We start from the raw sequence: 24,580 nt of genomic DNA on the forward strand, positions 1-24,580 counted from the left end.
AGATAAGCCGGAGGAGACCTATGTACAGTGCACACCAAGATACTTTTGCACGAGACAACCTGCCACCACGCGAATGGTGGCCAGAGCTGCTGTTTGATTTACCGGAGTACCAATTCCCTGAGCGCTTGAACTGCGCCACAGAGCTGCTGGATAAACACGTAGCCGAAGGGCGTGGCAATAACGTTTGCATACGCGCCGAGGGTCTGACATGGACCTATGCTGACCTGCAAGAGAAAGCCAATCGCATTGCTAATGTATTGGTAGACAAAATGGGTTTGGTGCCAGGTAATCGCGTGTTGTTGCGATCGGCCAATAACCCCATGTTGGTGGCATGCTGGTTTGCGATCATGAAAGCGGGCGGTATTGCTGTAACCACCATGCCACTGCTGCGTGTGAAAGAGCTCACGCCAGTGATTATGGTGTCGCAATCCACCCATGCTCTGTGTGATGCGGCATTGGCTGAAGCGCTGCTAGAAGCGCAAGAGCAAGAGCCGGTGCTGAAACACATCATGTTCTACCACAGCGATGCAGCAGACAGCCTAGAAGCGCTGATGGCACAAGCCTCACCACATTTTGAGAATGTGGATGCAGCTTCTGAGGATTGCTGCTTGTTTGGCTTTACCTCGGGTACTACCGGTATTCCTAAAGCCACCATGCACTTTCACCGTGATGTCATGGCCATTTGTAATGGTTGGGCAAAGCATGTGTTGAAGCCAGTGGCAGATGACGTCTTTATTGGTAGCCCGCCGTTGGCGTTCACCTTTGGTTTGGGAGGGTTGGTGCTGTTCCCTATGAGCGTAGGCGCCAGCACTGTGCTGCTAGAAAAGAGCACCCCTGAACCGCTGTTAGCAGCGGTACAAGAGTTTGGTGCCACCATTTTGTTTACGGCTCCTACGGCGTACCGTGTGTTGTCTGCACAGGGCGATCTATTACGTAATGGCACACTGCGTAAATGCGTGTCGGCAGGCGAGTCCCTACCTATTGCCACACGTACTGCATGGCGTGACGCCACTGGCATAGAACTGATTGACGGTATTGGTGCAACAGAGATGCTGCACATTTTCATCTCTCATGACGAAACGACGGTGCGCCCAGGCGCAACGGGCAAACCGGTGCCAGGCTACCAAGCGGCAGTGCTGGACGATAACGGTAATGAAGTGCCACCCGGTACAGTAGGTAGACTGGCTGTGAAAGGGCCAGTGGGTTGCCGTTACTTGGCAGATGATAGACAAAAGGTATACGTACAAAACGGCTGGAACGTCACGGGCGATGCCTATGTGATGGATAAAGATGGTTATTTCTACTATCAGTCACGTACGGATGATCTGATCATTTCTGCGGGCTACAACATCGCTGCTATAGAGGTAGAAGAAGTGCTGCTGATGCACCCTGCGGTCGCTGAGTGTGCGGTGGTTGGTGTGGCCGACGAGCTGCGTGGTCAAGTGGTGAAAGCATTTGTAGTGCTGCGCGCAGGGCATACCGTAGGCGAGGCGATGGTGAAGGCACTACAAGACTTCGCTAAGCAAAATGCCGTGCCGTACAAATACCCACGTCAGGTGGCGTTTGTAGAAACCTTGCCGCGTACCTCTACAGGGAAGTTGCAGCGTTTTAGATTGCATACCGAAGCGGAAACCGTGTCCTAATTGGTAGAGCGACAGCCAAAAAAGCCCATGGATAACACCATGGGCTTTTTGTTGCACTGAGAAAGTAATCTAGTGGGACGTAGGGGTAGGGGCTGGGTAATGTTGTTGCAGACTACGTACTAAGTTAGCAGCGAACTCTGTCACGGGTGTGGCGACGTTTAACTGCTGACCTTGTCTGACGATGGCTCCGTTAATGGCTTCGATTTCAGTGGGCTTACGGTTACGTATATCGATAGCCATAGATGGAATGTGATCACGCGTGAACTCGGCAACATGCAGCACATGTTGCAGGGCTTTTGTCCTAGAAATCGCTAAGCCCTTAGCTTGGGCGACGTCCGCGGTTTCAAACACAATACGGTCCAGAAGTTGGCGTGATTCAGGCGTGTCTACCACTTGCCCTACAGTTTGCTGCAAGATGCCGCACAAACTGTTTAGCGAAGCATTCACCAGCAGTTTCATCCAAATATCATGCTCTACATTGGCGGAAATGCTGGTGTTTAAGCCCGCTTGATTCATCAGTTCGCACAAGCGTTGTAAGGCAGGACTAGGTTGATGGTTCAGTGGCCACATCGCCGTGTGCAGGCTAAGGTCACAGGTCACGTGGATGTGGCCAGGTTCTACCAAATCGCTGGTGAGGGTGCTGAAGCCGTACACAATTTGTGCAGGGTTCAGTACCTGTTTCATTAGGTCGGTGTTACCCAGCCCATTTTGTAGACTCACCACGACGGTGTTGGGTGTGATGGCTTTTTTCAAGCCATCCCGCAATGCGCTTTGCGTATAAGGGTGCTTCACAAACAAAATGACCGCATCCATGGCTTCCAATTCATTGGCATCCGAAACGGCTTGGATGGCAATAGTTTCCGCACGGTCTGGGTACGAGACCCGTAAACCGTGCTGTTTGATCGCCCCTACATGTTGGGTATTTAAATCGTACAGTACGGGTTGGCTGACTTTGCTGAGCAAACTGCCAAACAAGCTACCCATTGCACCCGCACCAATAATGGCTATTTTCATAGTGGTTATTTGATTAAGTTAGGTAGTCCAACCGCAATGACGGGGATGAAAAATACCGCAGCAAGTACAACGAGCTCGATGGTGATGAAAGGCACTGCTGCACGGTATATTTGTGGCAGGCGTATAGCCGGTGGCACGACGCTTTGCATCACAATCAGCAGCAAGCCAAAGGGGGGCGTCAGTAGGCCTATTTCCAAAGCAATGAGCATCATTACGCCTAGCCATACTGTATCGATGTTGGCGGCTAATGCCAGAGGCATAAAAAACGGCAAAGTGATCATCATCATGCTGATTTGATCCAGTACCATGCCCATAATCAATAAAATCAACAGCATGCACAGTATTAGCATGGCAGGGGACAAGTCTAAGCTGCGTATGACACTCAGAAATCCTGTGCTGGCACCTGAGAAACTCAGCAATTGAGCAAAGGTGGTAGAGGCCGCCAGAATAAACAGAATGACTACAGACACCTTGGCGGTTTCAATCAAGCTTTTCCAAAGGGCACTAAGCGTAAAGACGCGGTAGATGAAGGTAGCCAGTACAGACGCCAACACACCTATAGCGGCAGATTCAGTAGGAGAAGCCCACCCTATAAGCATAGAACCCACTACCGCTATAAAAATACCCAATAGAGGCAGTACGTTTTTGCAGAATGGGCCCCACTTTTGCCAGCCTTTCAAACCAGAGTCGTCTTGTTCACTCACCGGTGCATCTTGTGGACGCATAATGCTGCGAATGACTACATAGCCCAAAAAGCCTATGGCCATCAAAATACCCGGCAAAATGCCGCCAATGAGCAAACGCTCAATGGAAATACCAGCCAAGCTACCCATCATCACGGCTAACGCCGAGGGGGGAATCAGCATAGCGATACCGCCTACGGCCATGATGGGGCCCATGGACATCGTAGGGTGATACCCACGGCGCATCATTTCAGGCATCATCATGCCGCCCATCATCGCGGTATTAGCAATGGATGAACCGGATAAGGTAGCAAAGGTTGTACCGCCCAAAATGCTCACAATAGACAGCTTTCCTGGCACGCGGGAAATGGCTTTTTCAATGGCATCAATGGCCCTGAATGCGAGACCAGTATGAAAGAGCACTTCACCCATCAGTACAAATAAGGGGATGGGAGTGAGGGAAAAACTGATCAGTGACGAGTTGGTGTTGCGTACCCATTGGCCTAAGCCCATTTCACCGCCTAAAAATACCCAGGCGCCGATAAGGTTGACGGCTAAGAAGGCAAATACCACGGGCATGCCTACCGCCATGAAGAAAAACAGGGAACCTAGCATCAGTCCCAATGCAAGTGGCCAATCCATGGTTAGTTTCCTTGATGACGTAGGTGATGAATAGACTGGCGCAAGCGGCGGCAGAACTCGATAGTGAGCAGTAGACTAGCCATCAGCAACGGCAGATTGAGCCACCATTCAGGAAATACCAATTCTTTAAACACCAGCGTGCCCGTAGTCGCGTTGTCTAGCGCAATGATGTAGGACTGCCAGGTTAAGGTGGCACAGACTGCAATACCGATGAGGTTGCAAAGCACCTCTAATTGGCGTGCAAATACAGCAGGAAGCTTATTGACGATTACGTCTACGCGTATGTGTCCGTTATGGTGCAAAAGCCAAGGTGCACCGGCAAAGGTAGCAATCATCAGCATGTATTCGGACAGTTCTACGCTGGAAGGAATCCAGTCGTAGCCTAGGTTGCGCAGAATCACATCAAAACCAATCAGCAGGCTCATGAGCCCAAAGATAATGGCGGCAAGTGCGCCGCAGGCCGACATGATGAATTTATAGCCGTGCTCCAGCACGCCTACACGGGAAGTAGAGGCTGTTGTCATAATGAGAAGGCAAAAAAGAGGGTGGCCAGACCGATGTGCATCGATCTGGCAGGAGGGCGAATTAAGGTGCGTCGTCGCCGAACAGTGCTTTCAGTTCAGCCGCATGGGTAGGGCTGGTTTTAGCAATACCGTCCCAACCTGCTTGGTAAGCAATGGCACGTAGCTCTTGGCCGGCTTCGTCAGACAGCGTAATGGTTTCTACGCCAGCTTCGGCCTGACGTGCTTTTTCTTGTTCAGCACGCTGCAAGTCTTCTTGGTTTAAGGATTCTACCCACTCGATTTTTTCTTGTAGGAAAGCTTTTTGTGCATCATCCAGCTTGTTCCAGCTGTTTTTATTCATGAACAAGCTGACCTCTACGTTGTAGAAGCCTGGGTCTACACGGTATTTGGTTTTCTCTTGCCAGCCTAGGTCTAGTACTCCCACGGAAGGCCAGCCGTAGCCATCGACCACACCACGCTCAAGGGCTGTGTAGACCTCGCCGGGAGGCACTTGTAAGGCTGACGCACCTAACGCTTGGAAGAAAGCCAAATACGTAGGTACACTGCGCAGCTTCATTTTCTTCAAGTCGCTGGCTTGGTTAATGGGTTTGTTGGTGTAGATGTGATATTGCAAACCATCGGTAATTCGCGCCAGCCATAGCATGTTGGCTTTGTCTTGGTGCAGTTTGTCCATCAGCGCATGACCACCATTGGCGCGCAGCTCTTGAATGGAGCGGTCGGTCAAGGTCATAGCCAAGGCCTCGGGTACCAGATTGGCATGAAACACGGCAGAGCTGTTGGCCAGATCAACCACGCCAGCACGTACGGCATTACCTACTTCAAACGTGGGAATGGCTTCGGGGCCACCCATAAACTGAATTTGTACTAGCCCTTTACCGTCTTCGTTAACCTTGTCTACGAAAACTTTGAAGCGGTCGGTAAAGAAGGTGTCGGTGTTAAAGGCACTGACGGCTTTTAGGGTGACTTCTTCAGCCTGAACGCTGAAGAAGGTGCATGACAATAGGGCAGCACCCAGCAGTGTGCGTTTGATCATGATGGTTGTCTCCGTTCCTTGTAATGATCATTTTTAATGTATTTGTTTTCATATTTTTAATACTAAATATATTACTGATGAAATAAAAAAAAGGCATCTAGGGGTTTGCGCTAGTGCCTTTAGGGGGAACGGAAACAGACTGAAATTAGGTGGGTCTACGCATATCAAATAGCGTGTCGTCAGAGACTTCAAAGAAGTCACCAGGGCCACCACCCCGCAAGATAGGTTGTGCAGCAGCGGTGTGATACACACCGTCTTTAATGAGGGTGGGCGAGATATGTACGGCCACCACTTCGCCTAAGACCATCCAGGTATCGCTTTGCCCGTCCAGTTTTTGTAGGGGGAAGTGCTGTGTGACACGGCACTCTAGCGAGACTGGGCTTTCGCCTACGCGAGGCGCGGCAATCATCTGGCCCGGCACAGGCGTGAGCTTGCTGAGTTCGAACTCGTTTACGGGCTGCTCTAGGCTGCTGAGGTTCATGGGTACAGCAAGCGGACGAGTGGCTAAATTCCATGTAAATACGCCGGTTTCAATGGCATTACGCACGCTATCTTTGTAGCCCACACTAGAAAACGCAATGATGGGCGGGCGGTAATTAAAAATATTACAGAAGCTGTAAGGGGCTAAGTTGGTTTCGCCTTGGGCATTCTGTGTACCAATCCAGCCAATCACACGTGGGCCCACAATGGCGCTGATAGGGTCGTAGCGTAAACCGTGGCCTTGGCTGGGTTCGTAGGTATGGTAATCGTGCTGCATGGTCAATCTTGTCTCCTAAGCACTAACGGATAGATAGTTGTTGGGGAATATACGTATAGGGTTCAATATACTTTATAACTAAACTATATTGGCTGCCAACCTAGAAAAAAACGCATTCTGTTGATCGTTTCGGGTTTTTGTTAACTTGTTTTCCGAGTATCTGCCATGAGCAATGATTCTGTTTCTTGGGAAAACGTTATGTCTACGGATGCTGATCAGGTGAAAACAATGATCAGTAGTATGTTGACGCCACATAAACTTAGCCTCTTAAAGGCAAGTTCCTTGCAGTCCTGTATACGCCACGCCAACTTTGGTCAGGTGGATGTAATACGGCTGGGCTATGGGGCGCATGTGCGCATACAGCCAGACGACTTGGTGGACTATTACCTCATACAGATTCCGCAATATGGTCAGGCAACGGTACGCTGCGGAGCAGAAGAAGTAGAGTCCATGCCGGGTGTGGCATCGGTATTAAGCCCAAACGCCGAAATAGACATGAGTTGGCAAGCCAGCAACGAGCAGATCATGATCAAGGTAGACCGTTTGTTGTTAGAGCAAACGGCTCAAGACATGGGCATGGACTCTATGGTGAACGGCGTGCATTTTCCGGCCAAGTTCGAATGCCATCGTTCGGTTAGTTGGCAGTTGATGTTGCGCTACTTAGTAGACTGCGCCCGCAATTCGCTCTCCATGCAACGATCCCCTTTATTGGTTAGGCAGATAGAGCAGTTGGTGGTGACCACCTTGTTGGGCGAGCATCCCCCTGTAATGCAATCAGGGCTAAATCGCTTACGCAGCAGTATTTTGCCTAGGCACATTAAACAAGTAGAAAATTACCTGCACGAGCATATAGATCAGCCCATCAACTTAGCGCTGTTGGCGGCTCAGGCACAGGTGAGTGTACGTACGTTACAGGTGGCATTTAAAGAGCATTGTGGCGTCAGTCCCATGCAGTATCTACGACAACTACGCTTAGAGCGCGTACGTGCCGATTTACTCACGCATGGTGATTCGCTGGAATGCTCGGTGGCAGATATTGCGATGCGCTGGGGCTTTGCCCACTTAGGGCGTTTTAGCGCGGCGTACAAAGACAGATTTGGCGAAACGCCTAGCCAGAGTCTGCAACGTTTGCGGCAGAGCCCTGTCTAGGCGCTATCACTACTTTTTACAGATACGCTGTGCGGCTAAGTAGCCAGACTGACCACCTAACCCAGGGCCAGGGTGCACCGAGGCACCAATCTGAAACAGATTAGGAATAGGGGTGCGGCCAGTACGTGTCTTGGCGTTACCTGCAAAGGGGCGCATAAAGAAAAACTGATCTGGCGAGCACACGCCTGAATACGGATCGCCACCTACCAAGTTCATATTCCACGCTTCTAAATCAGCCGGGCTATAGGCTTTGCTACCGATAATATGCTGACTAAAACCGGGCATCACAGTTTCTAAACGTTGTCTGACGCGTTCTACCATGCCATCACGCAATGCATCGTTCCAGCGCCCGTCTGCCGGAATAGGCAGTTCATTGGCGACGTCGGCCTTAACCGTAGAGGGCATGTCTTGCATTTGCACCCACAGTATCCAACTGCCTTCGGGGGCACGGCTAGGGTCTACCGCTAATGGCTGGCCTACTGCCAAGGTGGGTTTTGCAGGCAACCATCCATTATTGGCCTCTACTACCGAAGCACACACTTGCTCCATGCTTTCGGTGACGTGCACCATGGGTACGTGTATGAGCTCAGGGTTTAGCCAGTGGGGGCGTTCTTTCAACGCAAAGTGTATTTGCATGCCACCACGCCCGTATCTATAGCGCTTGGCCAGTTGTTGATACTCAGGGCCGGCCGTAGGTAGCAGTGTTTCGTACAGTTGATTAGGTGTAACGTTGCAGACCACGGCTTTGCTTGCCATGAAACGCTCTTGGGTAGCTGTGCGCACACCTATAGCCCTGCCATTTTCGACTAGGACTTCGTCTACGTGTTGACCAGTGAGCACGTGGCCACCACGTTCTTCAATAACGCGTATAAAGGCTTCCACTAACTTATAGCTGCCGCCTTCCACGACGGGCATGCCACCCGCCACAACGGCAGCAAAAGTCAGTTTACCTATCAGTGAGGAGGCTGCTTCATCAGGGCCTAAGCCACTGTGCAGTACCCACGGTGCAATCAAGGCGCGGCTAAGGTCGTTTTGCAGGGCATATTCAGCCCAACGCCTAAAGTTTTCTAAGGAGTCGGATGCAAAGTGCAGCATGCCATCAAGGCCACGTTGACGCCATGACGAGAACAGCAGCTTGCTGGTTTTCCAACTGTAGGGGTCGTTACCCATTAGCCCAAAGACCAACGCCGCATCATTGCCGAAAATCTGAGCCGCCGCTTGGCCTATGGCGTCGCCATCCCCCTGGGCAATGGCATTTAAACGCTGCACGGTGTCTTCCATGTCTTGGCGTAAGGCAATGCCCGTACCATGTGGCGTAGCTAGCCCCGTACTGTAGTCGCCAGACACAAAACGCAGCCCAGCATCGGCCAGCGGTTGCGCGAGCTCGGCGTAGGCGGCACCCCCAACAAACAGGGGGTACCAACTGGAAAACACATCGTGGGTAAAGCCGGGGAAGAGTTCCTCGGTGCGAATGCAGCCGCCCGCGACGGGGTTGCGTTCCAGTACCGTTACCGTTAACCCTCTACAGGCGAGTAGGGCGGCACAACATAAGGAGTTGATGCCGCTGCCCACTACCACCACATCCTGATGTTGTGGCATGAATTAGTCTCCTGATTGTTGTTGTAGATGGGTGAAGCTACCTCGGTGAAATACTGCTGGTGCTTGATTAGGAACCGTGTCGTGACGAATAACTTTGCCAATAAACAGCGTGTGGTCCCCCCCATCGTGTTGGTTATGATTTTCGCAGATAAAGGTCGCTAAACAGTCATCAATTACGGGAATCCCCTCATCACAACTGTAGTGGCTCACTAACGAAAATTTGTCTTCCAACCGTGAGTTGGCAAAGCCCAGCGCGGCTTCTACTTGATTCTGACTGATCACATGAATAGCAAAATGTTTGCAGTCCTGAAAAAAGGCGAGGCTAGGTGAATGCTTCACCAAACTCCATAACACCAACGGAGGGTCTAGCGACAGAGAGGCAAAGGAGTTGATGGTCAGGCCTACAGGCCGTCCTTCGGGGCTGCGTGTGGTAACAATGGCAACTCCCGTAGGAAAGTGCCCCAGCGCCTGCCTGAAGGTACGGCTGTCAAAGGTGACCGTTTCCTGAACAAGTTCAGCCTGTGTGGACATGGCAATCTCTCCTGTACGCTTAGGCAGCCGTGGTCTGCTCTTCTGCCAGTTTGGCGATCAGTCCTTGTGCGGAGGGCAGATCTGTCCAAGCCGGGAACAGCGTGGTGGGGTTGTTAAAGGCATTGGCTAGGAAGTTAGCTAAACGCGGTGAACCGGCGGCATTTCCCAGCAAGGCTAGGGCGGACTCGGTAGGCGGCAACAACATAGAGTTGGTCCAGGCCACAACTTTGCTGGCGTAATCCCAGTAGCTATCAAAGGTGTGCTGCATCCATTGCCTATCAAAGGCTTGTTCGCCACGCGCCAAGATGCTGTCTAAATACACTTGCGCTGCGCGTGCCGCATTGTTAGAGCCTTGGCCAGTAATAGGGTCGTTCACCACTACAGCGTCACCCATGCCCAGCACGATGCGCCCTGATGGCAGCGTCAATACTGGCTTACGCACTGTGGGAGGGAAGCTGCCAGCCAAGTAACCTTGGTCATCGGTAAGCTCTACATTGCGACAGCGATCGCCTTCCCATGGCAAGAATTCCTGCAAGAAAGACACACTGCGTTCTAAATGCTCTTGTGGCGAGGTGGTGTCGCGGAAGCGGTCTAAGGGGCCGCCTGGAATGCCCTCAAACACCATGATGTCGCAGGGGCCAGACAAGGTGAGTGAGGGGAATACAAAGTATTCGCCCACACCGGGGATGAAGTTAAAGGATACCCGCGAGAACTCAGGCATGGGCTCTAAACCGTGCACATACGTCAGGGCTAAGGCGCGTTGCGGTTTGTCGAAAGGAGAGCGTTCTGCATCACGTTCAAACAGACGTACCACTTCGCCTTTGCCTGCGGCCAGAATAGTGAGCTCGTATTCTTCAGCGATACGTTCTAATTCGGCAACGCCTACATCTTCCATGATCAAACGTCCGCCGCGTTTCTCAAACTCTTCCAGCCATACCGGCATTTTTAAACGCTGGTCGGTAGCTTGAGCAGGGCGCTCAATGCGGCTGGCCCAGTCCAATAGTTTGGTGTCGGGCTTGTCGGGGTTGGGCAGAGCAAAGCCAATACCTTCTACAGGAGGGCATTCATCATCCCAATAGTTAATACCTAAGCGTCGTTCTACATCTAGCGCATGGGGGAACATACACTGGCTAGACATCACACGCCCCTGGCGAATTTGATCTGGCGTGCGGTTGGTGTACAGGGCAACGTCATAGCCTTTGTCTAGCAGGCCAAAGGCTACGGGCATACCAGCCTGACCACCACCGATAATGGCAACTTTACGCATAAGAGTCTCCTAATTATTCTGATAAAAGTGCGTTATTGAGCAAGTTTGGGAATGGCAGGAACGTTTTGTTCCGGCCCCATGGCGGAATAGCCACCGTCCACGGCGTAGTCGGCTCCGGTGACAAAGCTGGCACAGTCAGACAGTAAAAATGCCACCACTTCGCCTACTTCTTCGGGGTTGCCTACGCGGCCCAATAAATGGAAAGGTGCGGCAACCTTGTCGGTTTTGTAGCGGTTGCCGTTGGTTAAGGAATGCATCACCTTGGACCACGTCCACCCCGGGGACACAGAGTTCACCCGTATGTGATCAGGGGCGAAATCCATGGCAAGACTACGGGTGAGCTGCACAATAGCGGCTTTGGATACCGGGTAGAGCCAGCGGCCAGTTTGTGCAATGGATGAAGAAATGGACGTGAAATTCACAATCGCACCGCCATGCTGCTCTTGCAGATAAGGGCGTACTGCCTTACTCATGGCAACCGTGCTGATCACGTTAATATCTAAGGCTTGCTGCCAGTCTTTGCGGGGGGAATTCATGCCCTCATCCAAGTAGGAGCAGGCCAAATTCACCAACCCATCTACACGCCCAAAGTGGGCATTAACGGCAGCGATATTGCGGCTGATAGCGGCGTCATCGGTAATATCAGTGCGCCAGAATCGGCAGCGTTTGGGATCGTTACCAGCGGCAATCTCGCCACCTGCTTCATCAATATCAAAGATAGCAACGCGCGCACCATAGCTGGTCAGAACGTTGACTACACCCGTACCAATCAACGTGGCACCGCCCGTGATGATAAAAACCTTGTCTTGTAGACCTTTCATATGAGTCTCCTTGCTGCGAATACATTAAAAAGGAATGGCGGCTTTCAGCATGAGCTGGTGACCTTTAGGGCGGCTACGTACACCAAAGTCTTGCTGCCATTTGGCGGTGAACAACCAGCCACTGGCATTGGCGTAACGCAGAGAGGGGCCAATGCTGAACGCACGAGCTCGGCCATCGCCAGAACGCGGGCCAGAATCGCTGGCAATTTGTTGGTAGGCATAACCACCAATACCGGCTACGAAACCGTTACCAAAGCCATAGCCCAGCGCGTAATCGGCGTGAATGGCATTACCTGTGCGCGTGCGGGTGTCGTTATTGCGGAAGTTAAAATCCACCATTACTTTCAGGTCGGCATTAATCCCGCTGGGCTGCATATAGGTGAATGCAGCAGCCGGTTGAATAGTCCAGTAATTGCGCCCCAAATTAGCCATCGCGTCTTGGCGGTAGTAGCCCGTAGGCGCCACAAAATCCACCCCCACAACGGCGTGGGCGCTTTCGCTGAAGTGATAGCCCAGTGCAGGACCAAAGGCGATATCGCCCAGACCGGTTCGGCGCTTACTTTGGCCGAAAGCTTCTTCTTTAACCGTGAGTAGAGGGAACAGGGCATGAAACGCCAATTGGCCGCCGGCTACTTCAGCGGAAGTTACCCAAACCACACGCGGAGCCACCATATTGACGTCAACGCTGAAATCTTGAATGGGCAGCTTATCGCCGTGTTTATCGCGTACTGAGTTATAGCTAAGAGAACCGGCATACATCAGCAGGTGGACGCCGGGGCCAGGCAGAGCACCTGAAAGGTAGTTTTCAAGCCCGTCGGGGTAGATAGGCAAGCCATTACCTTCAATGGCAACAGCGCTATGGCTGATGAGTACCGCTGCGCCACAGGAAAGACGCACGAGGGTGTTTTTTAACATGAGGAACTGTCTCCACTGTTATTGTGATTGTGGGTGAGACAGATGGTAGGGTGGGGGTGAAAGCGTGGTCTAGCCGCTTTCCGCAAGCACTATCCACTTAGCGAAATTACTTTAGATTTCAAGGGAAAACCCCAGCAGTAGGGGCCAGGCTTGGCGTAAGGCGCGGTGAAGATAGACGTCTATTGGCTGCTCTAGGTCTACGGGTAACTTTATAATGTCAGCAACTGGCCAGAAGCAACTGTGGTGAAATTCCAGAGCGTAGTTCTACCGTATTTCTTCGGTTTTTTGAGAGTGAATAATGTTTACTAATATTGACGGCATTTTCTATAGAGCCATTGATCCTGCATACAGAGCTTATGCGCTATCCGGATCACAAAGCGCGGGACGCTATTCAAGTAGCACGCAACCCACGCTCTATCTGAGTTCGTCGCGTGAAGGGGTAGACGCAGCGATGCAAGCCCACAAACAGAATCGCAGTAGTAAGTTAGAAGTGCTCAGTTTTCATGTCGTGGCCAAGAACATTGTCGATCTTCGCAATCCGTTGGCGTTGTCTGCGGCAGAGGTAAACATTGAAGATGCTATCGCTTCATGGCAAGAGCTTGTAGCTAGAGGTGCAACACCACCTTCGTGGACAGTTCGTGATCGTCTCGTGGCTTGCGGTGCAAACGGGTTGATTGATCCCTCAAGAAAAGCACCAGGCCTGTGGCATCTGGTTTTGTTTTCTTGGAATCAGAATGATGCGCCGCAAGTTCATCTTGTGGATGAGGCATAAATGAATTCTATAATGTCCGCCATATGCACCTACTTACCATAACGAACCCTGAAAACCGATAAGGGTTCCTGTTGAAACACGATGTCATCTCCAAAATCAGGTAATCCCATTTCTACACCCTCAACACCTAGCAAAACTGCGGCTTTGCTGCATTCACGTAATCGTCATCAAGGTCGTTACGACTTCGATGCACTGATCAAAGACACGCCAGAGCTGGCTGCTTTCGTAGCCTTGAACCCGCATGGCGATAAAAGCATTGATTTCGCTAATCCTAAGGCCGTGAAAGCATTGAACCGTGCGTTATTAAAGTCCTTTTACGGTATAGAGCACTGGGATATTCCTGCGAATTACCTTTGCCCGCCTATACCTGGCCGTGCGGACTACGTGCACTATTTGGCTGATTTGCTGGCAAGCAGTAATAAGGGTGTGATTCCGCAAGGCACTGCAGTACGTGCTTTGGATATTGGCGTGGGCGCAAACACGATTTATCCCTTAATTGGTCACGCAGAATATGGCTGGCAGTTTGTGGGCTCAGATATTGATGCGAATGCGCTGACAGTGGCGCGAACCACTATTAATGCAAATGCGGGCTTATCTGCAGCTATCACATTGCGCCAGCAAAAATCGCAGAAGCACATATTTAAAGGCGTGCTCAGCACAAATGACTACTTTGACCTGACGCTGTGCAACCCTCCATTTCATGCGTCGCGGGCAGAAGCGCTAAGTGGCTCTACTCGTAAATGGCGTGGCTTAGGCAAGGCGGCACCAAAGCAAAACAATAATACTGTGCTGAATTTCGGCGGGCAGGGTACGGAATTGTGGTACGAAGGCGGTGAAGCGGCCTTTATACGTCTCATGATAGAAGAGAGTAGGGCCGTAAGCAGGCAGGTTTTTTGGTTTAGTACCTTGGTATCCAAAGAGTCTAATTTGCCCGGCATATTGCATGCCTTACGAAAAGCGAATGCGTTTACGGTCAAGACGGTGGAAATGACGCAGGGGCAAAAGAAAAGTCGCTTTGTAGCATGGACGTTTTTAAACCCTGCGGCGCAAGAAACGTGGCGTAAGGGGCGGTGGAGATAGAACTATATCAAAAGCAGGACTACGCAAAGTGTCCTAAGCGGTGGGCTTTACTGTTCTGGTAGGGTGTATCAATGAATAAACTGCTGTGCCTAACAACTCATCGTCTACTCATGAGTATGAGAGCAGGCATACACAATACCCTCAAAACTAACTTATGACTTCTATAACGTAAGAGAAAGGTAGCCTAGAAAGGTGGTTTTTTGTCGGCAGCTCTATGTTTGCAAGCAATCTTATAGTGTCTGTAATTTGCCAAGAGCTGCCAGTGGCCGTAGAAAGGGTTAGTCACTAAACACTTGCGATAAGGGGCAGTCGAGCGCAGTGATTAGTTTCGGATGTCCTCTGTCTTCAGTAGGTTTGCTGCAATAACTTTTTCATCGTAGTCTTTAATTAGGTTCTTTATGGCGATTCGAAATTCACTGACAAACTTATAGTCCAACTTGATGTACCCACCAGCCCTAATAGGGATTTTCGGGTTGTCCTTCTTGAACTGTGCAGGGATTTTTCCATCCACATGAACAAGGAAGTGGCGTACCTCAAGATATGGGAGTGCCGCCCTTATTAAAGTTTCATCAACATCGAGGGCAAGTTTTGTTGAGACTTTCTCTAGTAGCTTAAGGGTGCTTTTTTCCGCTTCTAGCGATTGAAACACAGAGTCAGTAATGAGGCGTGCTACTTCTGGCCATGTCCCAGCAGCAAGAACTATTCTTGCATCGAGTTTTGTTGTGTGTTCGCCTATTAATCTCCCCGAATCAAAACCATTCTCTGCAGCTTTTTCCAAAATTGTTTTTAGGTATTGAGTTACTTCCTCGTAAATATCTTTTATGTAAGAGGAGTAGACTGTCTGGCGTAAGTGATTGGCTAGCAGAGTTCGGCTTCCTTCTGAGTTTCTTCGCCTCTTGATATGCAGATGATGTGCTGGATTTATGTTTTTAAGAGCAAATTTAGAGGTATTGTCCGTTAGGTCACCATTCAATATTCCAAGCCTGACAACTTCAATTAAATCGATATCGTCATCAAAATAAAATAGCTTTGTCTCAAAAGAGTGATAAGCCTTAGTTCTCACGGTAACTCCTTAAGGTAATGAGTTCTAACGCAATGTTGACTGCACCAACCTAGCGTTTGTGGTCTAAATTGGCCGCCCCAAAGTCTCAGGTATGGCTAAGCTGTATGAATTAACATTAATAAAATTATAGCCATTAAACCTCCAGCCTTCTTTCTGACGTTGCTCTAGAAGGTTGCAGAGGGTCGGAAGGAGATTGTCGCGCACCATAAACGAGTGAGCACTAGCCAAGATGCAACATCGTTAGCTTTTTTATGTTTGCGACTACTGCTGCGTGTCGCGATAACTTGCGCTGTAGTACCTTTCCCGGTGATATATTTCAAAATACGAGCGGCCGTCCGGTTGCCGCTTTGACTTACGCTGCTCGCAAGTGCAAGAGCTTCCACAATTACATCAGGATTACGCTTGAAAACCTGCGCCAGCACGATTTGCTGTTTCGACATAATCCGATCTTGTCTGAATTGCCGCGTGCGATTCAGACGTATCTGCCAACGTCTTTGCCTATTAATCGTCAAGCGAGAGGGACATTTCCGTCAAACATGGCCATTTTGCGAAGCCTGTCGACAACCTCTGCATTAACACGGAGCAATCTTGCATTAGCATATTGCGAGAAAAAGCCGGTATCCATTCGCCGTGCGTTCTGCGATGCAATATTCTGCAGCAAGGGTTTTTTGCGTATCGGTCTGCTTAGTCCTTCCTTCAAGTTCCTGCCTCGAGGTTTTTAGGCTGCTGCAATACTTTTAGCGTAAGCGTGGCGCGAGCCATGCGTGCTGCTACTTTTTCGACAGTTAATTGGCAATGATAAACTGTCTTTCAGCGAAATGGTGGGTTCAAGCTTCAACGACCAACTCATACATACTCGAGTCGAAAGCACTCTGTTCGTTGGGGAAATGGGGGCTTTTCATCGAAAGAGAAACCCATGAAACCGGATATCAATGAAGCAAAGTCGTTTTTTCCTTGGAACAAGGGGATGTTTGTTGGCCGCTTTGTTTATCTTGAAAAAAATTTGGGCGATCCACATACGGCTCCAGCTAGCTAAAAAGTGCGGGATCTGACGCTATTTAAACTAGCCATCTACATGGCTGCGATTTGATCAGATTGCGCGTTTGTGGAATTTCACTAGAGAAGCGTATCTACTCACGCGCTATCGTCATGGAGCGCAAGATGCATAGACCCGTGCAATTCGAGATTACCGAGTTGACGCGGCAGTCAGTAGCTGCTTGAATTAATCTGACGCTTCTTACTATCGGACATACAAGTGGGAAAGCACGGGAGGATACCTTGGTATCGAAGGTGACGATGTGTTGGAAATGGCAGAGCAGACAGAAATGTGATGTTTACTTACAATTGGACAGGGTATCTATCTGGATTGTTGCTGTCCTATCATCATTCCCTCAAGTGTGGTATTGCTTTGGTAACTATTACATGGCGGCAACAACTTTGGTGTTATTGCTCTACAGCGCCCGGACGGTGTTAAGCCGGCGCTTATACTCAAAGGATAGTCATACCTATAGTTAAGTTTGGAAACTATTCTAGGTTTGGAAATTGCCACTATCGTTGTGTCGGCCCTGACCGATAACTATAGAACAATGAAAAAAGGAAAATATGCTTAGTCAAGTTAGCCTTTCGGGGTTTAAGTCGATCTCAAGATCGGAACCAATTAATCTAACGGGTTTTTCGATTTTATGTGGATCAAATAGTAGCGGTAAGAGTTCCTTTATTCAGGCAATTCTTATGCTTAGCCAAACGTTTGGTTCACGTTTCAACCAAGCTACAATGGTGCTTAATGGCCATCTTGTGCGCCTAGGTGCTTTCAGTGACATTAGGACGCATGTTGAGGGAGAAGGTGAGAGGCAAGGTCCTATTGAAATCGCCTTCACTATTACTGATCCGATGATTCAATACGGACTGAGTAACGTTAAAGCAATTGAGTGCAAGTTCACTTTCGGCCAGCCTGAAGTTACTGATCAGACTTCCTCCTCAGAAATCAATTTTCATCCACCAATTAACCGTATCGAGATAGAGTTACAGAAGATAGTGGATGGGGACGAAAAAGTTGAGAAATTTGTCCTGTCAGCCCCAGTTTTGGACAAGAATAGTGTTCAGAGCTTGCCTTCTCCATCAAAAATGTTGCATGAGATTGAGCAGTGTACTATCTCGGATATAGAAGAAATTACAAAGAAGTATCCAGGATATAGAATGTTGGGATGTGAAGGGGGAGCCGTTATTCCGAACGTTCTCCATCTCGAATATGATCATACACGCAAGATGAGCGCGTATGTAATCGGTCTAATTTCAGGGAGTATCGCCCTAGGTGAGAGTCCACTCAATGACGCTGATCAAACTTCGATAATTATTCCGTCGAGTTTTTTCAAAACATTGAAGGATTTTATAAATGCAGAATTCGAAACTATGTTAGATAACGTTGTACAGGATCTGCCTAAACTCTTCTCAGAACAAGCGGCAAATCAACTGAAAGCTCTCTTCGAGTCCGAAAAGAGTGTAAAAAAACCGCTTCAACGGCATATTGTAGAGATGCAGATCGGCTTTCAGTCGAAGATTGTGGACAAGTTTTTATCAAAAAAAGATCCCATTACTCTTAATGAGTGGATAGAATTCTTAAATATTCGATCAGAAAAAGAGAGGAAGGCACTGACTGCACTGATCGATAAATACCGTAATAAATTGCAGGATGCATGGTACCAAGGTTCGAGTGCAGAAGTAAGACAAGTTCAAGTCCCTCTTGGGAGCATTTTCTACTTAGCAAATTATTTATCAAATTACTTTTCCCGCTCGATCAAGTACTTGGGTCCACTTAGAAATGAACCACAGGCGATCTACTCTTCCCTTGGGTACACAGAGCCGGGACAAATTGGACTTAAGGGTGAATACACAGTTGCCGCGCTCCATATCAACCGAACAAAGCTTGTTTCTTATCCGTCTCCGATTGAACGGAAAGGTGAGCAACTTGAGTTTCAGATTAAAAAAGCGTCTCTGAAAGAGGCATGCAGAAACTGGCTGGAGTACCTAGGTGTACTAGTCGCGTACAAAACTGAGGATAAGGGGAAAATCGGATACGGAATTTCCGTTAAGACAGTCCCGGGTGACCATTGGCAGGATCTTACTCATGTTGGAGTCGGAGTTAGCCAAGTGTTGCCTATTGTGTTGATGGCCTTGCTCTCGAAGCAGGACGATTTGCTTGTATTTGAACAGCCAGAGCTACATCTTCATCCCAAAATTCAATCCCGATTATGTGATTTTTTCATTGCTATGATGTCTTCTGGCCGACAATGTCTTATCGAAACGCACAGCGAATACTTGATAAATAGGCTGAGACGTCGCATTGTTCAAAGTCGTGATGAAATTTTGCGAAGTTCATCTTCCATATTCTTTGTTACGAAATCAGAAGGGCTGTCCCAATTCAGTGAGGTTGGAGTAACGAGATATGGGGTTATTTCTGATTGGCCCGAAGATTTTTTCGACCAGACTGACATGGAAATACAGAAGTTGCTGCTTGAAGCCACGCTTAAGCGAAAAGAAGAAAGAAGAAAGGAGGGAACAAGAGAATGCATACAACAGTCATGAGTTGTGATTTTCTATTGGCACCAGCATACTGTGCTCCCGAGAGTATCGAGCACCGGGTTGCGGATCTTGCCGAGTACGCGCGGTCCGTGTTAACGAGAAATGAAAGTCCATTGCTAGAATCAGATGCAGTCAATAAGCTAATCGAGGCTGGAAAATATCCCTGCGAAGGACTATTTAAGAATAACTTGGCTAAGGTGAAAGAAGAATTTTTCACAGCAAAAGACATCGCTCGTATCGTTAGCAATATTCTCATCAATGGAAAGGGTCTTGAGTACTCGGATTATCAATTGTGGGAATGCTCGCAGTCGCTGATGCAGCCTAGTTTCTCACAACTGAGCCCTAACCGTCTTAAAGAGCTGGAAGAGTTAGTTGAGGAAGTGTCTATATTTAATGAGCTTGAAGCTAAGGATCATTCGATACTGCACTACTGCCCTATCAACTCATTTCCGGAAATTGAGTATACTGGTAATTTGGATGAAATTGCTCCTCAACGAGACTTAGTTCTCCCACACCCTATTAAAAGAATAACGAGATTATTTTCGGATTACCGAGAGTACTTGACTTCAATTTCCTATTTCCATGATCTTAGTGAGAATCGCGAGAATGCTGTACTTTTAAAAGAGGCTATTTTCTGGGGGGTGGTTTGTGACTTAAAGAACAGGAATTTGCCATTGAGTAGTTTTGATCCAAGTGACTTCGATCTTGGAGATAATTTCGTCGATTCATTGAGAGAGCATCAATGTTTACCCGGACAAAATTTTTGGGGCTCCTGTTTCTCGAGCATCGTAGCGGTCCTTAGTCGCGACCCTGCGTATGAGATCAATATTTTTTCCAAAACTGGCAAATGTGACAAGCAGAGGGAGCATGGCAGATATAAAGCTTATAGAAGCCATGTCACGAAGGGTGGCGTAGGGCTTAGGCTGTTATTCTGGCAAGATGATGACGACTACATCGAACTTGCGAATATTGGGCCAAAACATGAATTGAAGATTGAAGTTCCGAGAGGTAATTGAACTTTAAGTGTTTCCAACTATACAGTTGGTATGAAGAGCCCTAATCTTACATATATATGGACTCCTTTAGTACAGTATAAAATACTGAACGGTCAAGTCCAACGTCTGAGTTTGGTTGTAAGCAGACATAACTTCTTTTATTTGGCCCCCTTCTTTGTTTGGAAAACACAAGTGTAAAACAACGAAGTAAACCTCCCAGTAACTAGTCACTCAGCCTGTTAGATGAGTGTTGCCTCTCTACATGACACAAACGAAAAAAAAACCGACAACCAAAACGGTTGTCGGCTAACGCAGGAACTATAAAAACTTATTGGTTGCTCAGAGTTTCGATTTGAGCGCGGTAGAACTCTAGTACGGCTTTGCCATCAATACCTTTCTTCTCGGCAGCAGCAATCCAGTCTGTTTCGATGAAAGACAATTCGCTACGCAACTGTGCCAATTGTTCGCCTTCAACTGTGTAGGTTTTCAAGCCAGCATCGGTCAGCGTTTTGATCGCGGCATCTTCAGATGCTTGCCATTTACCACCAAAATCACGCGCAATGTACTCACCAGAGATCTGTTCAATGGCAGCACGGTCGGCTTCGCTTAATGACTGCCATTTACGTTCGTTCATGAACATAAACTGACTGCTTTTACCCAAACCACCAGGTACGGCTACAGCGCTTTTGATCAGTTTGTCTAACTTGAAGTTCTCGATCTGATCGTACTGGAAGAACAAGCCATCAATCACGCCACGCGACAGCATTTCGTAGCTCTCGGAAGCGGGTGCGTTCAGCGTCACAACGCCCATGGCTTTGCCGATGGCATCAAATAGTGGGCTAGGGGAGCGCAGCTTCAAACCTGACAGGTCAGAAACGTTGCTAACTTCTGGTTTGGTGGTGAAGATCACGGTGGCAGGGCTAGTCCACAAGCCCATTAGTTTGACGCCACGGTGTTCGTTAGCACCCAGCATGAACTGGCTGTAAGTATTCCAGTAAGCCACCGAGTTAATTTCACCGTTGTCGGTGGTGAAGGGCATTTCCGCAAACTCAATCATTGGGAAACGGCTAGCGGTATAGCTGTGTACCGACATCCCCATGTCTGCAATACCATTACGCACCAAATCTAAGTGCGCCTGTGGTTTGCCTAATGGGTTGATGAATTCGATTTTGACGCGGCCTTCGGTGACTTCAGAAACTTTCTCTGCCCATGGCTCTAGCATCTCTGTAACGATGTAATGTGCTGGGGGCAGCCAGTTGGAAAAGCGCAGTACTTGTGTTTCAGCATGAGCATTGCTGGAAAGGCCAATGGCGCTTAGGCTCAGGCCCATACAGAGCCCTAATTTTTTTAATAGTGTCATAAGTACTCCAGATTAATGATGGTTGGTTTGCTTGTGCTGTAACTAAAACTAAGGGTCAAACTAGGTAGTGCTACATACTGTTAGGAATGAGCAGCACCATGCCTGGCAACAAGATCAACAGCACCATGCGCAGAATGTCAGTCAGTACAAACGGGGCAGTACCGTAGAAAATGGTGCGTAGTGGAAGTTCTGGCATGACGTTTTTGATCATGAAAATGTTCAAACCTAGCGGGGGAGCAATCAGACTGATTTCAGCAGCTACCACTACGATGATCCCGAACCACACCAAATCGAAGCCCAAGGAGCTGACGATAGGGTAGAAAATAGGCACGGTTAGCATCACCATGGACATGGTTTCTAAGAAGCAACCCAGTACCAAGTAGATCAGGCAGATAATAAAGATGACGGTCAGTGGCGATACATCTAGGCCGTTAATAAAGCCCAGCAGGTGGTTAGGTAGACCAGCAACGGTCAGGAAGTTGTTGAACACCAAGGCACCAATTACTAGCGCAAACATCACTGCAGTAGTGTGTGATGCCTCCAGCAACACGGTGAGGTACAGCTTAGGCTTCCAGCCACGTCGTTTTAGGGTGATCAAGAAGGTACAGAAAGCACCAATACCAGCGGCTTCGGTAGGGGTGAAAATACCGCCATAGATACCACCCATAATCACCAAAAACAGCACGGTGATGGTGAAAATACCTTTAATAGAATGCAGACGTTCTTTCCATGTACTGCGAGCACCCGGCATACCCAGTTTGGGATTGATGACCGTCAAAACCAGTACAGTCAGCAAGTACATCAAAATGGCTAAGGCACCAGGGATCACACCAGCAGCAAACAGTTTGCCAATGTCGGTTTCAGTCAGAATGCCGTACACCACCATAATCACACTTGGGGGAATCAGCACGCCCAACGTACCGCCAGCGGCAATACTGCCAGCAGCCAGTCTGTCGTCGTAGTTGAATTTACGCATATTGGGCATGGCCACACGGCTCATGGCCGCAGTCGTTGCCATACTGGAACCACACAGCGTACTAAAAGCACCACAGGCCAAAATGGTGGCCATCGCCAAGCCGCCACGTAGGTGACCGATAAAGGCATTGGCAGCGGTATACATGTCGCGGGATAAGCCGGAGGCATTCACCAGATTACCCATCAGTACAAACAGCGGTAGCACGGTAAAGCTGTAACTTAAGCCGGTGTCAAACGCCGTTTGGGCGGCCATGGTGTAGGCGGCTTCAAAGTCGGTATAGAAGCTGAAACCCAGCGTCCCTACCAGCAGCATCCCCCAAGCGATGGGTAGGCCAACAAACAGGCTGATCAGCAGGATGATCAGTCCAAGCAAGGAAATAAGCATGATGGAGTCCGGTGTATCAGGGTTGGCGGTGGCGGGTGAACAGTTGCGACAAAGCAGCAAGTGACGCAAGGCCTGTCAGTACCGAAATCAGATACGCAACAGGTGCAATGGGAATATCCAAGGCGTTACTGCGGTCACCGTAGTCGGCAAGCTGCATGGCATGTAGCCAGAGGTAGTAGCTCAAAATAGCGAGCCCGCCGCCAGAGATCAGAGCAATGATCATGCGCTGGAACTGTTTGGCGCGTTTGCTTAGCACGGAATCCAGCAAACTAACCGTTAAGTGCTGATTGTGCAAAGTGACGTGGGGCAATGCTGAAAAGATCAGAATGGCCAATAAGAACTCGTTGCTTTCATAAGCGCCATGTATAGGTGCGTGAAAGATATAGCGACCTAGCACATCAAGGGTGGTGACCATCACCATCAATGTCAGGATTATGACGCACACCCCATTCAGTAGACGCTCAGCCATACGTAGCGGCCCGTTAGGGGAGTGTTTGACTTGCATACCCTCTAATTCGTTGTCCATGTTGTCTCCGTTGTGGACTGGGTTTGGCAATCTCTAAGGGGTTTATCATCCCCTCATATAATATTTATAGGAATATAGTTTATAGGTAAATAAATTCAAGTGAATAGGAAATAACCCTAGATGGTCAGGGTACCGATACTCGCGCCACCGCAAACATACAGGGTTTGGCCGGTCACAAAGCTGTTCTCAGGGTCAGAGAAAAACTGCACAGCACGGGTAATGTCGTCCACTCTGCCTAAGCGTTTGACGGGGATGCTGGCGGCAATGTTCTGTTCGCGTTCGCTGCCAGAAGGCACCACGTCATAGAACATAGGGGTTTGAATGGGGCCAGGGGCGACTACGTTAACGGTGATGCCTTGGTCTGCAAATTCAAGTGCCCAGGTTCTGGCCATGCCCATCATGCCGGCTTTGGTGGCGGCGTAGGCGGTACGGGTCTGCAAGCCCAAGGCACCACGTGATGACATCAGCACCACGCGACCAAATCGCTTAGCACGCATGGACGGCAAAATGGCCTGCATGATTTGTATGGCTGAGCCTAGGTGAATTTGTGTGAGCCCTTGCAGCTCTTCTAGGCTGACGTTTTCCAGCAGGTTAGGCCAGATGACGCCCGCATTATGTATGAAGTGGCTGACCTCATACTGGGCTGTGATCTGTTCAATGGCTTGCTGGGTGGCTTGGCTATCTAACAAATCCACTTGCACTGATACCAGTCTTTCATGGCTCCAATCCGGTGCTTTACGTGCCATAGAGATAACGGTGTAGCCTAGGGCTAAGTAATGCTTACACAGATCTGCACCAATACCAGCGCTGCCGCCGGTAACGATAACGGTATGGGGTGTGGTCATAAGAGTTCCGCGACGAAATAGGAGCTATCAAATAGGGGTGGCGTTGAGTACAGCACTTTGCGAGGCGTCTAATTCCAGCGCTAAGCGCAGGCGTTGGCCTAGAGGCAGCGACGCCGGCAAGTTCACGATGGCCACCGGGCCGCAATCTAATTTGGCCGTACCGATGTACCACGGCAGTTTGGCTTGGAAGTAGGGCTCATTGCTGTGATGCAGCGTGCTGCAGGCTACCAAAGTGGCCGTAGCGTCCACAGCTTGCCACAACAAACCAGCGCCTAAGCAATGGCTACATACATCGCGAGGGGGGTATTGAACGGTGTGGCACTCTTGGCAAACCTGCAGGCTAAAACTGCCGGATTTAGCAATCTCGTTTAGGTGCAGAGCTGTTGTGCTGCGTGCATGGGGAGGAAGAGACTGTGTCATGG

23 protein-coding genes are annotated in these 24,580 nt (G+C 49.2%); 6 read left to right on the forward strand and 17 right to left on the reverse strand.

The features are described from left to right. Window positions 1-20 precede the first annotated feature (20 nt). Window positions 21-1,643, forward strand: coding sequence for an AMP-binding protein (locus ACLPHM_RS01860; protein WP_430219574.1), 1,623 nt, complete (start codon window positions 21-23; stop codon window positions 1,641-1,643). Between the two features lie 69 nt (window positions 1,644-1,712). Here the strand turns inward: ACLPHM_RS01860 and ACLPHM_RS01865 are convergent, their stop codons facing one another. From ACLPHM_RS01865 to ACLPHM_RS01885, 5 genes are all read right to left on the reverse strand, one after another. Beyond that, entirely contained in the window at window positions 1,713-2,657 is a 945-nt protein-coding gene (locus ACLPHM_RS01865) for a ketopantoate reductase family protein (protein WP_430219575.1), read from the reverse strand. Window positions 2,658-2,662: 5 nt separating this feature from the next. Then, on the reverse strand, window positions 2,663-3,982 hold the full coding sequence (locus ACLPHM_RS01870; RefSeq protein WP_430219576.1) for a TRAP transporter large permease: 1,320 nt from the start codon (window positions 3,980-3,982) through the stop codon (window positions 2,663-2,665). Between the two features lie 2 nt (window positions 3,983-3,984). Then, a complete protein-coding gene (locus tag ACLPHM_RS01875) occupies window positions 3,985-4,506 on the reverse strand; it encodes a TRAP transporter small permease (RefSeq protein WP_135865111.1) in 522 nt (173 codons plus the stop codon). A gap of 61 nt (window positions 4,507-4,567) precedes the next feature. Beyond that, entirely contained in the window at window positions 4,568-5,539 is a 972-nt protein-coding gene (gene dctP, locus ACLPHM_RS01880) for a TRAP transporter substrate-binding protein DctP (protein ID WP_430219577.1), read from the reverse strand. Window positions 5,540-5,684: 145 nt separating this feature from the next. Next, the gene (locus ACLPHM_RS01885; RefSeq protein WP_430219578.1) at window positions 5,685-6,296 is read right to left on the reverse strand and encodes a flavin reductase family protein; all 612 of its coding nucleotides are present in this window, start codon (window positions 6,294-6,296) and stop codon (window positions 5,685-5,687) included. Between the two features lie 165 nt (window positions 6,297-6,461). On the opposite strand from ACLPHM_RS01885, the gene ACLPHM_RS01890 reads away from it, so the two are divergent. Beyond that, a complete protein-coding gene (locus tag ACLPHM_RS01890; protein ID WP_430219579.1) occupies window positions 6,462-7,445 on the forward strand; it encodes an AraC family transcriptional regulator in 984 nt (327 codons plus the stop codon). A 9-nt stretch (window positions 7,446-7,454) separates the two neighbouring features. Here ACLPHM_RS01890 and ACLPHM_RS01895 read toward each other — a convergent pair whose 3' ends face one another. From ACLPHM_RS01895 to ACLPHM_RS01915, 5 genes are read right to left on the reverse strand one after another with little or no spacing between them, the layout of a single operon-like run. Next, window positions 7,455-9,044, reverse strand: a complete 1,590-nt coding sequence (locus ACLPHM_RS01895) for a phytoene desaturase family protein (protein WP_430219580.1) — start codon at window positions 9,042-9,044, stop codon at window positions 7,455-7,457. Window positions 9,045-9,047: 3 nt separating this feature from the next. Beyond that, window positions 9,048-9,575 (reverse strand): flavin reductase family protein, encoded by a 528-nt coding sequence (locus ACLPHM_RS01900; protein ID WP_135866474.1) that lies wholly within the window; start codon window positions 9,573-9,575, stop codon window positions 9,048-9,050. 19 nt (window positions 9,576-9,594) lie between these two features. Continuing rightward, the gene (locus ACLPHM_RS01905; protein ID WP_430219581.1) at window positions 9,595-10,842 is read right to left on the reverse strand and encodes a styrene monooxygenase/indole monooxygenase family protein; all 1,248 of its coding nucleotides are present in this window, start codon (window positions 10,840-10,842) and stop codon (window positions 9,595-9,597) included. Window positions 10,843-10,874: 32 nt separating this feature from the next. Beyond that, window positions 10,875-11,663 carry an SDR family oxidoreductase gene (locus tag ACLPHM_RS01910; RefSeq protein WP_430219582.1) on the reverse strand — a complete coding sequence of 263 codons (789 nt, stop codon included), beginning with the start codon at window positions 11,661-11,663 and terminating at the stop codon, window positions 10,875-10,877. 24 nt (window positions 11,664-11,687) lie between these two features. Further along, complete coding sequence (locus tag ACLPHM_RS01915) at window positions 11,688-12,578, reverse strand: SphA family protein (RefSeq protein ID WP_430219583.1); 891 nt, start codon at window positions 12,576-12,578, stop codon at window positions 11,688-11,690. Between the two features lie 298 nt (window positions 12,579-12,876). On the opposite strand from ACLPHM_RS01915, the gene ACLPHM_RS01920 reads away from it, so the two are divergent. Both ACLPHM_RS01920 and rlmF read left to right on the forward strand, forming a co-directional pair. Next, window positions 12,877-13,350, forward strand: a complete 474-nt coding sequence (locus ACLPHM_RS01920; protein ID WP_430219584.1) for an RES domain-containing protein — start codon at window positions 12,877-12,879, stop codon at window positions 13,348-13,350. Window positions 13,351-13,431: 81 nt separating this feature from the next. Next, on the forward strand, window positions 13,432-14,430 hold the full coding sequence (gene rlmF, locus ACLPHM_RS01925; RefSeq protein ID WP_430219585.1) for a 23S rRNA (adenine(1618)-N(6))-methyltransferase RlmF: 999 nt from the start codon (window positions 13,432-13,434) through the stop codon (window positions 14,428-14,430). 322 nt (window positions 14,431-14,752) lie between these two features. On the opposite strand, the gene ACLPHM_RS01930 is transcribed toward rlmF, so the two are convergent. After that, window positions 14,753-15,493: a hypothetical protein gene (locus tag ACLPHM_RS01930; protein ID WP_430219586.1), complete on the reverse strand. Its 741-nt coding sequence runs from the start codon at window positions 15,491-15,493 to the stop codon at window positions 14,753-14,755. 164 nt (window positions 15,494-15,657) lie between these two features. Further along, the gene (locus ACLPHM_RS01935) at window positions 15,658-15,933 is read right to left on the reverse strand and encodes a hypothetical protein (protein ID WP_430219587.1); all 276 of its coding nucleotides are present in this window, start codon (window positions 15,931-15,933) and stop codon (window positions 15,658-15,660) included. A gap of 1,162 nt (window positions 15,934-17,095) precedes the next feature. Between ACLPHM_RS01935 and ACLPHM_RS01940 the strand changes: the two genes are divergently transcribed. Beyond that, the gene (locus ACLPHM_RS01940; protein ID WP_430219588.1) at window positions 17,096-19,075 is read left to right on the forward strand and encodes a DUF3696 domain-containing protein; all 1,980 of its coding nucleotides are present in this window, start codon (window positions 17,096-17,098) and stop codon (window positions 19,073-19,075) included. Further along, entirely contained in the window at window positions 19,057-20,088 is a 1,032-nt protein-coding gene (locus tag ACLPHM_RS01945; protein ID WP_430219589.1) for a hypothetical protein, read from the forward strand. Before ACLPHM_RS01940 ends, ACLPHM_RS01945 begins: the two co-directional genes overlap by 19 nt. Window positions 20,089-20,395: 307 nt before the next feature. Here the strand turns inward: ACLPHM_RS01945 and ACLPHM_RS01950 are convergent, their stop codons facing one another. The 5 genes from ACLPHM_RS01950 to ACLPHM_RS01970 all read right to left on the reverse strand — a co-directional run bounded on the left by ACLPHM_RS01950 (window position 20,396) and on the right by ACLPHM_RS01970 (window position 24,578). Continuing rightward, window positions 20,396-21,427, reverse strand: a complete 1,032-nt coding sequence (locus ACLPHM_RS01950; RefSeq protein ID WP_430219590.1) for a TRAP transporter substrate-binding protein — start codon at window positions 21,425-21,427, stop codon at window positions 20,396-20,398. A gap of 70 nt (window positions 21,428-21,497) precedes the next feature. Beyond that, window positions 21,498-22,787 carry a TRAP transporter large permease gene (locus ACLPHM_RS01955; protein ID WP_135865652.1) on the reverse strand — a complete coding sequence of 430 codons (1,290 nt, stop codon included), beginning with the start codon at window positions 22,785-22,787 and terminating at the stop codon, window positions 21,498-21,500. 16 nt (window positions 22,788-22,803) lie between these two features. After that, complete coding sequence (locus ACLPHM_RS01960; protein ID WP_135865650.1) at window positions 22,804-23,313, reverse strand: TRAP transporter small permease; 510 nt, start codon at window positions 23,311-23,313, stop codon at window positions 22,804-22,806. Between the two features lie 116 nt (window positions 23,314-23,429). Further along, a complete protein-coding gene (locus ACLPHM_RS01965) occupies window positions 23,430-24,158 on the reverse strand; it encodes an SDR family NAD(P)-dependent oxidoreductase (RefSeq protein WP_430219591.1) in 729 nt (242 codons plus the stop codon). A 27-nt stretch (window positions 24,159-24,185) separates the two neighbouring features. Then, window positions 24,186-24,578, reverse strand: coding sequence for a Zn-ribbon domain-containing OB-fold protein (locus ACLPHM_RS01970; RefSeq protein ID WP_430219592.1), 393 nt, complete (start codon window positions 24,576-24,578; stop codon window positions 24,186-24,188). Window positions 24,579-24,580: the final 2 nt, after the last annotated feature.

Origin of the sequence: Paenalcaligenes sp. Me131 (assembly GCF_050487225.1) — a bacterium.
Classification (GTDB): Bacteria; Pseudomonadota; Gammaproteobacteria; order Burkholderiales; family Burkholderiaceae_B; genus Paenalcaligenes.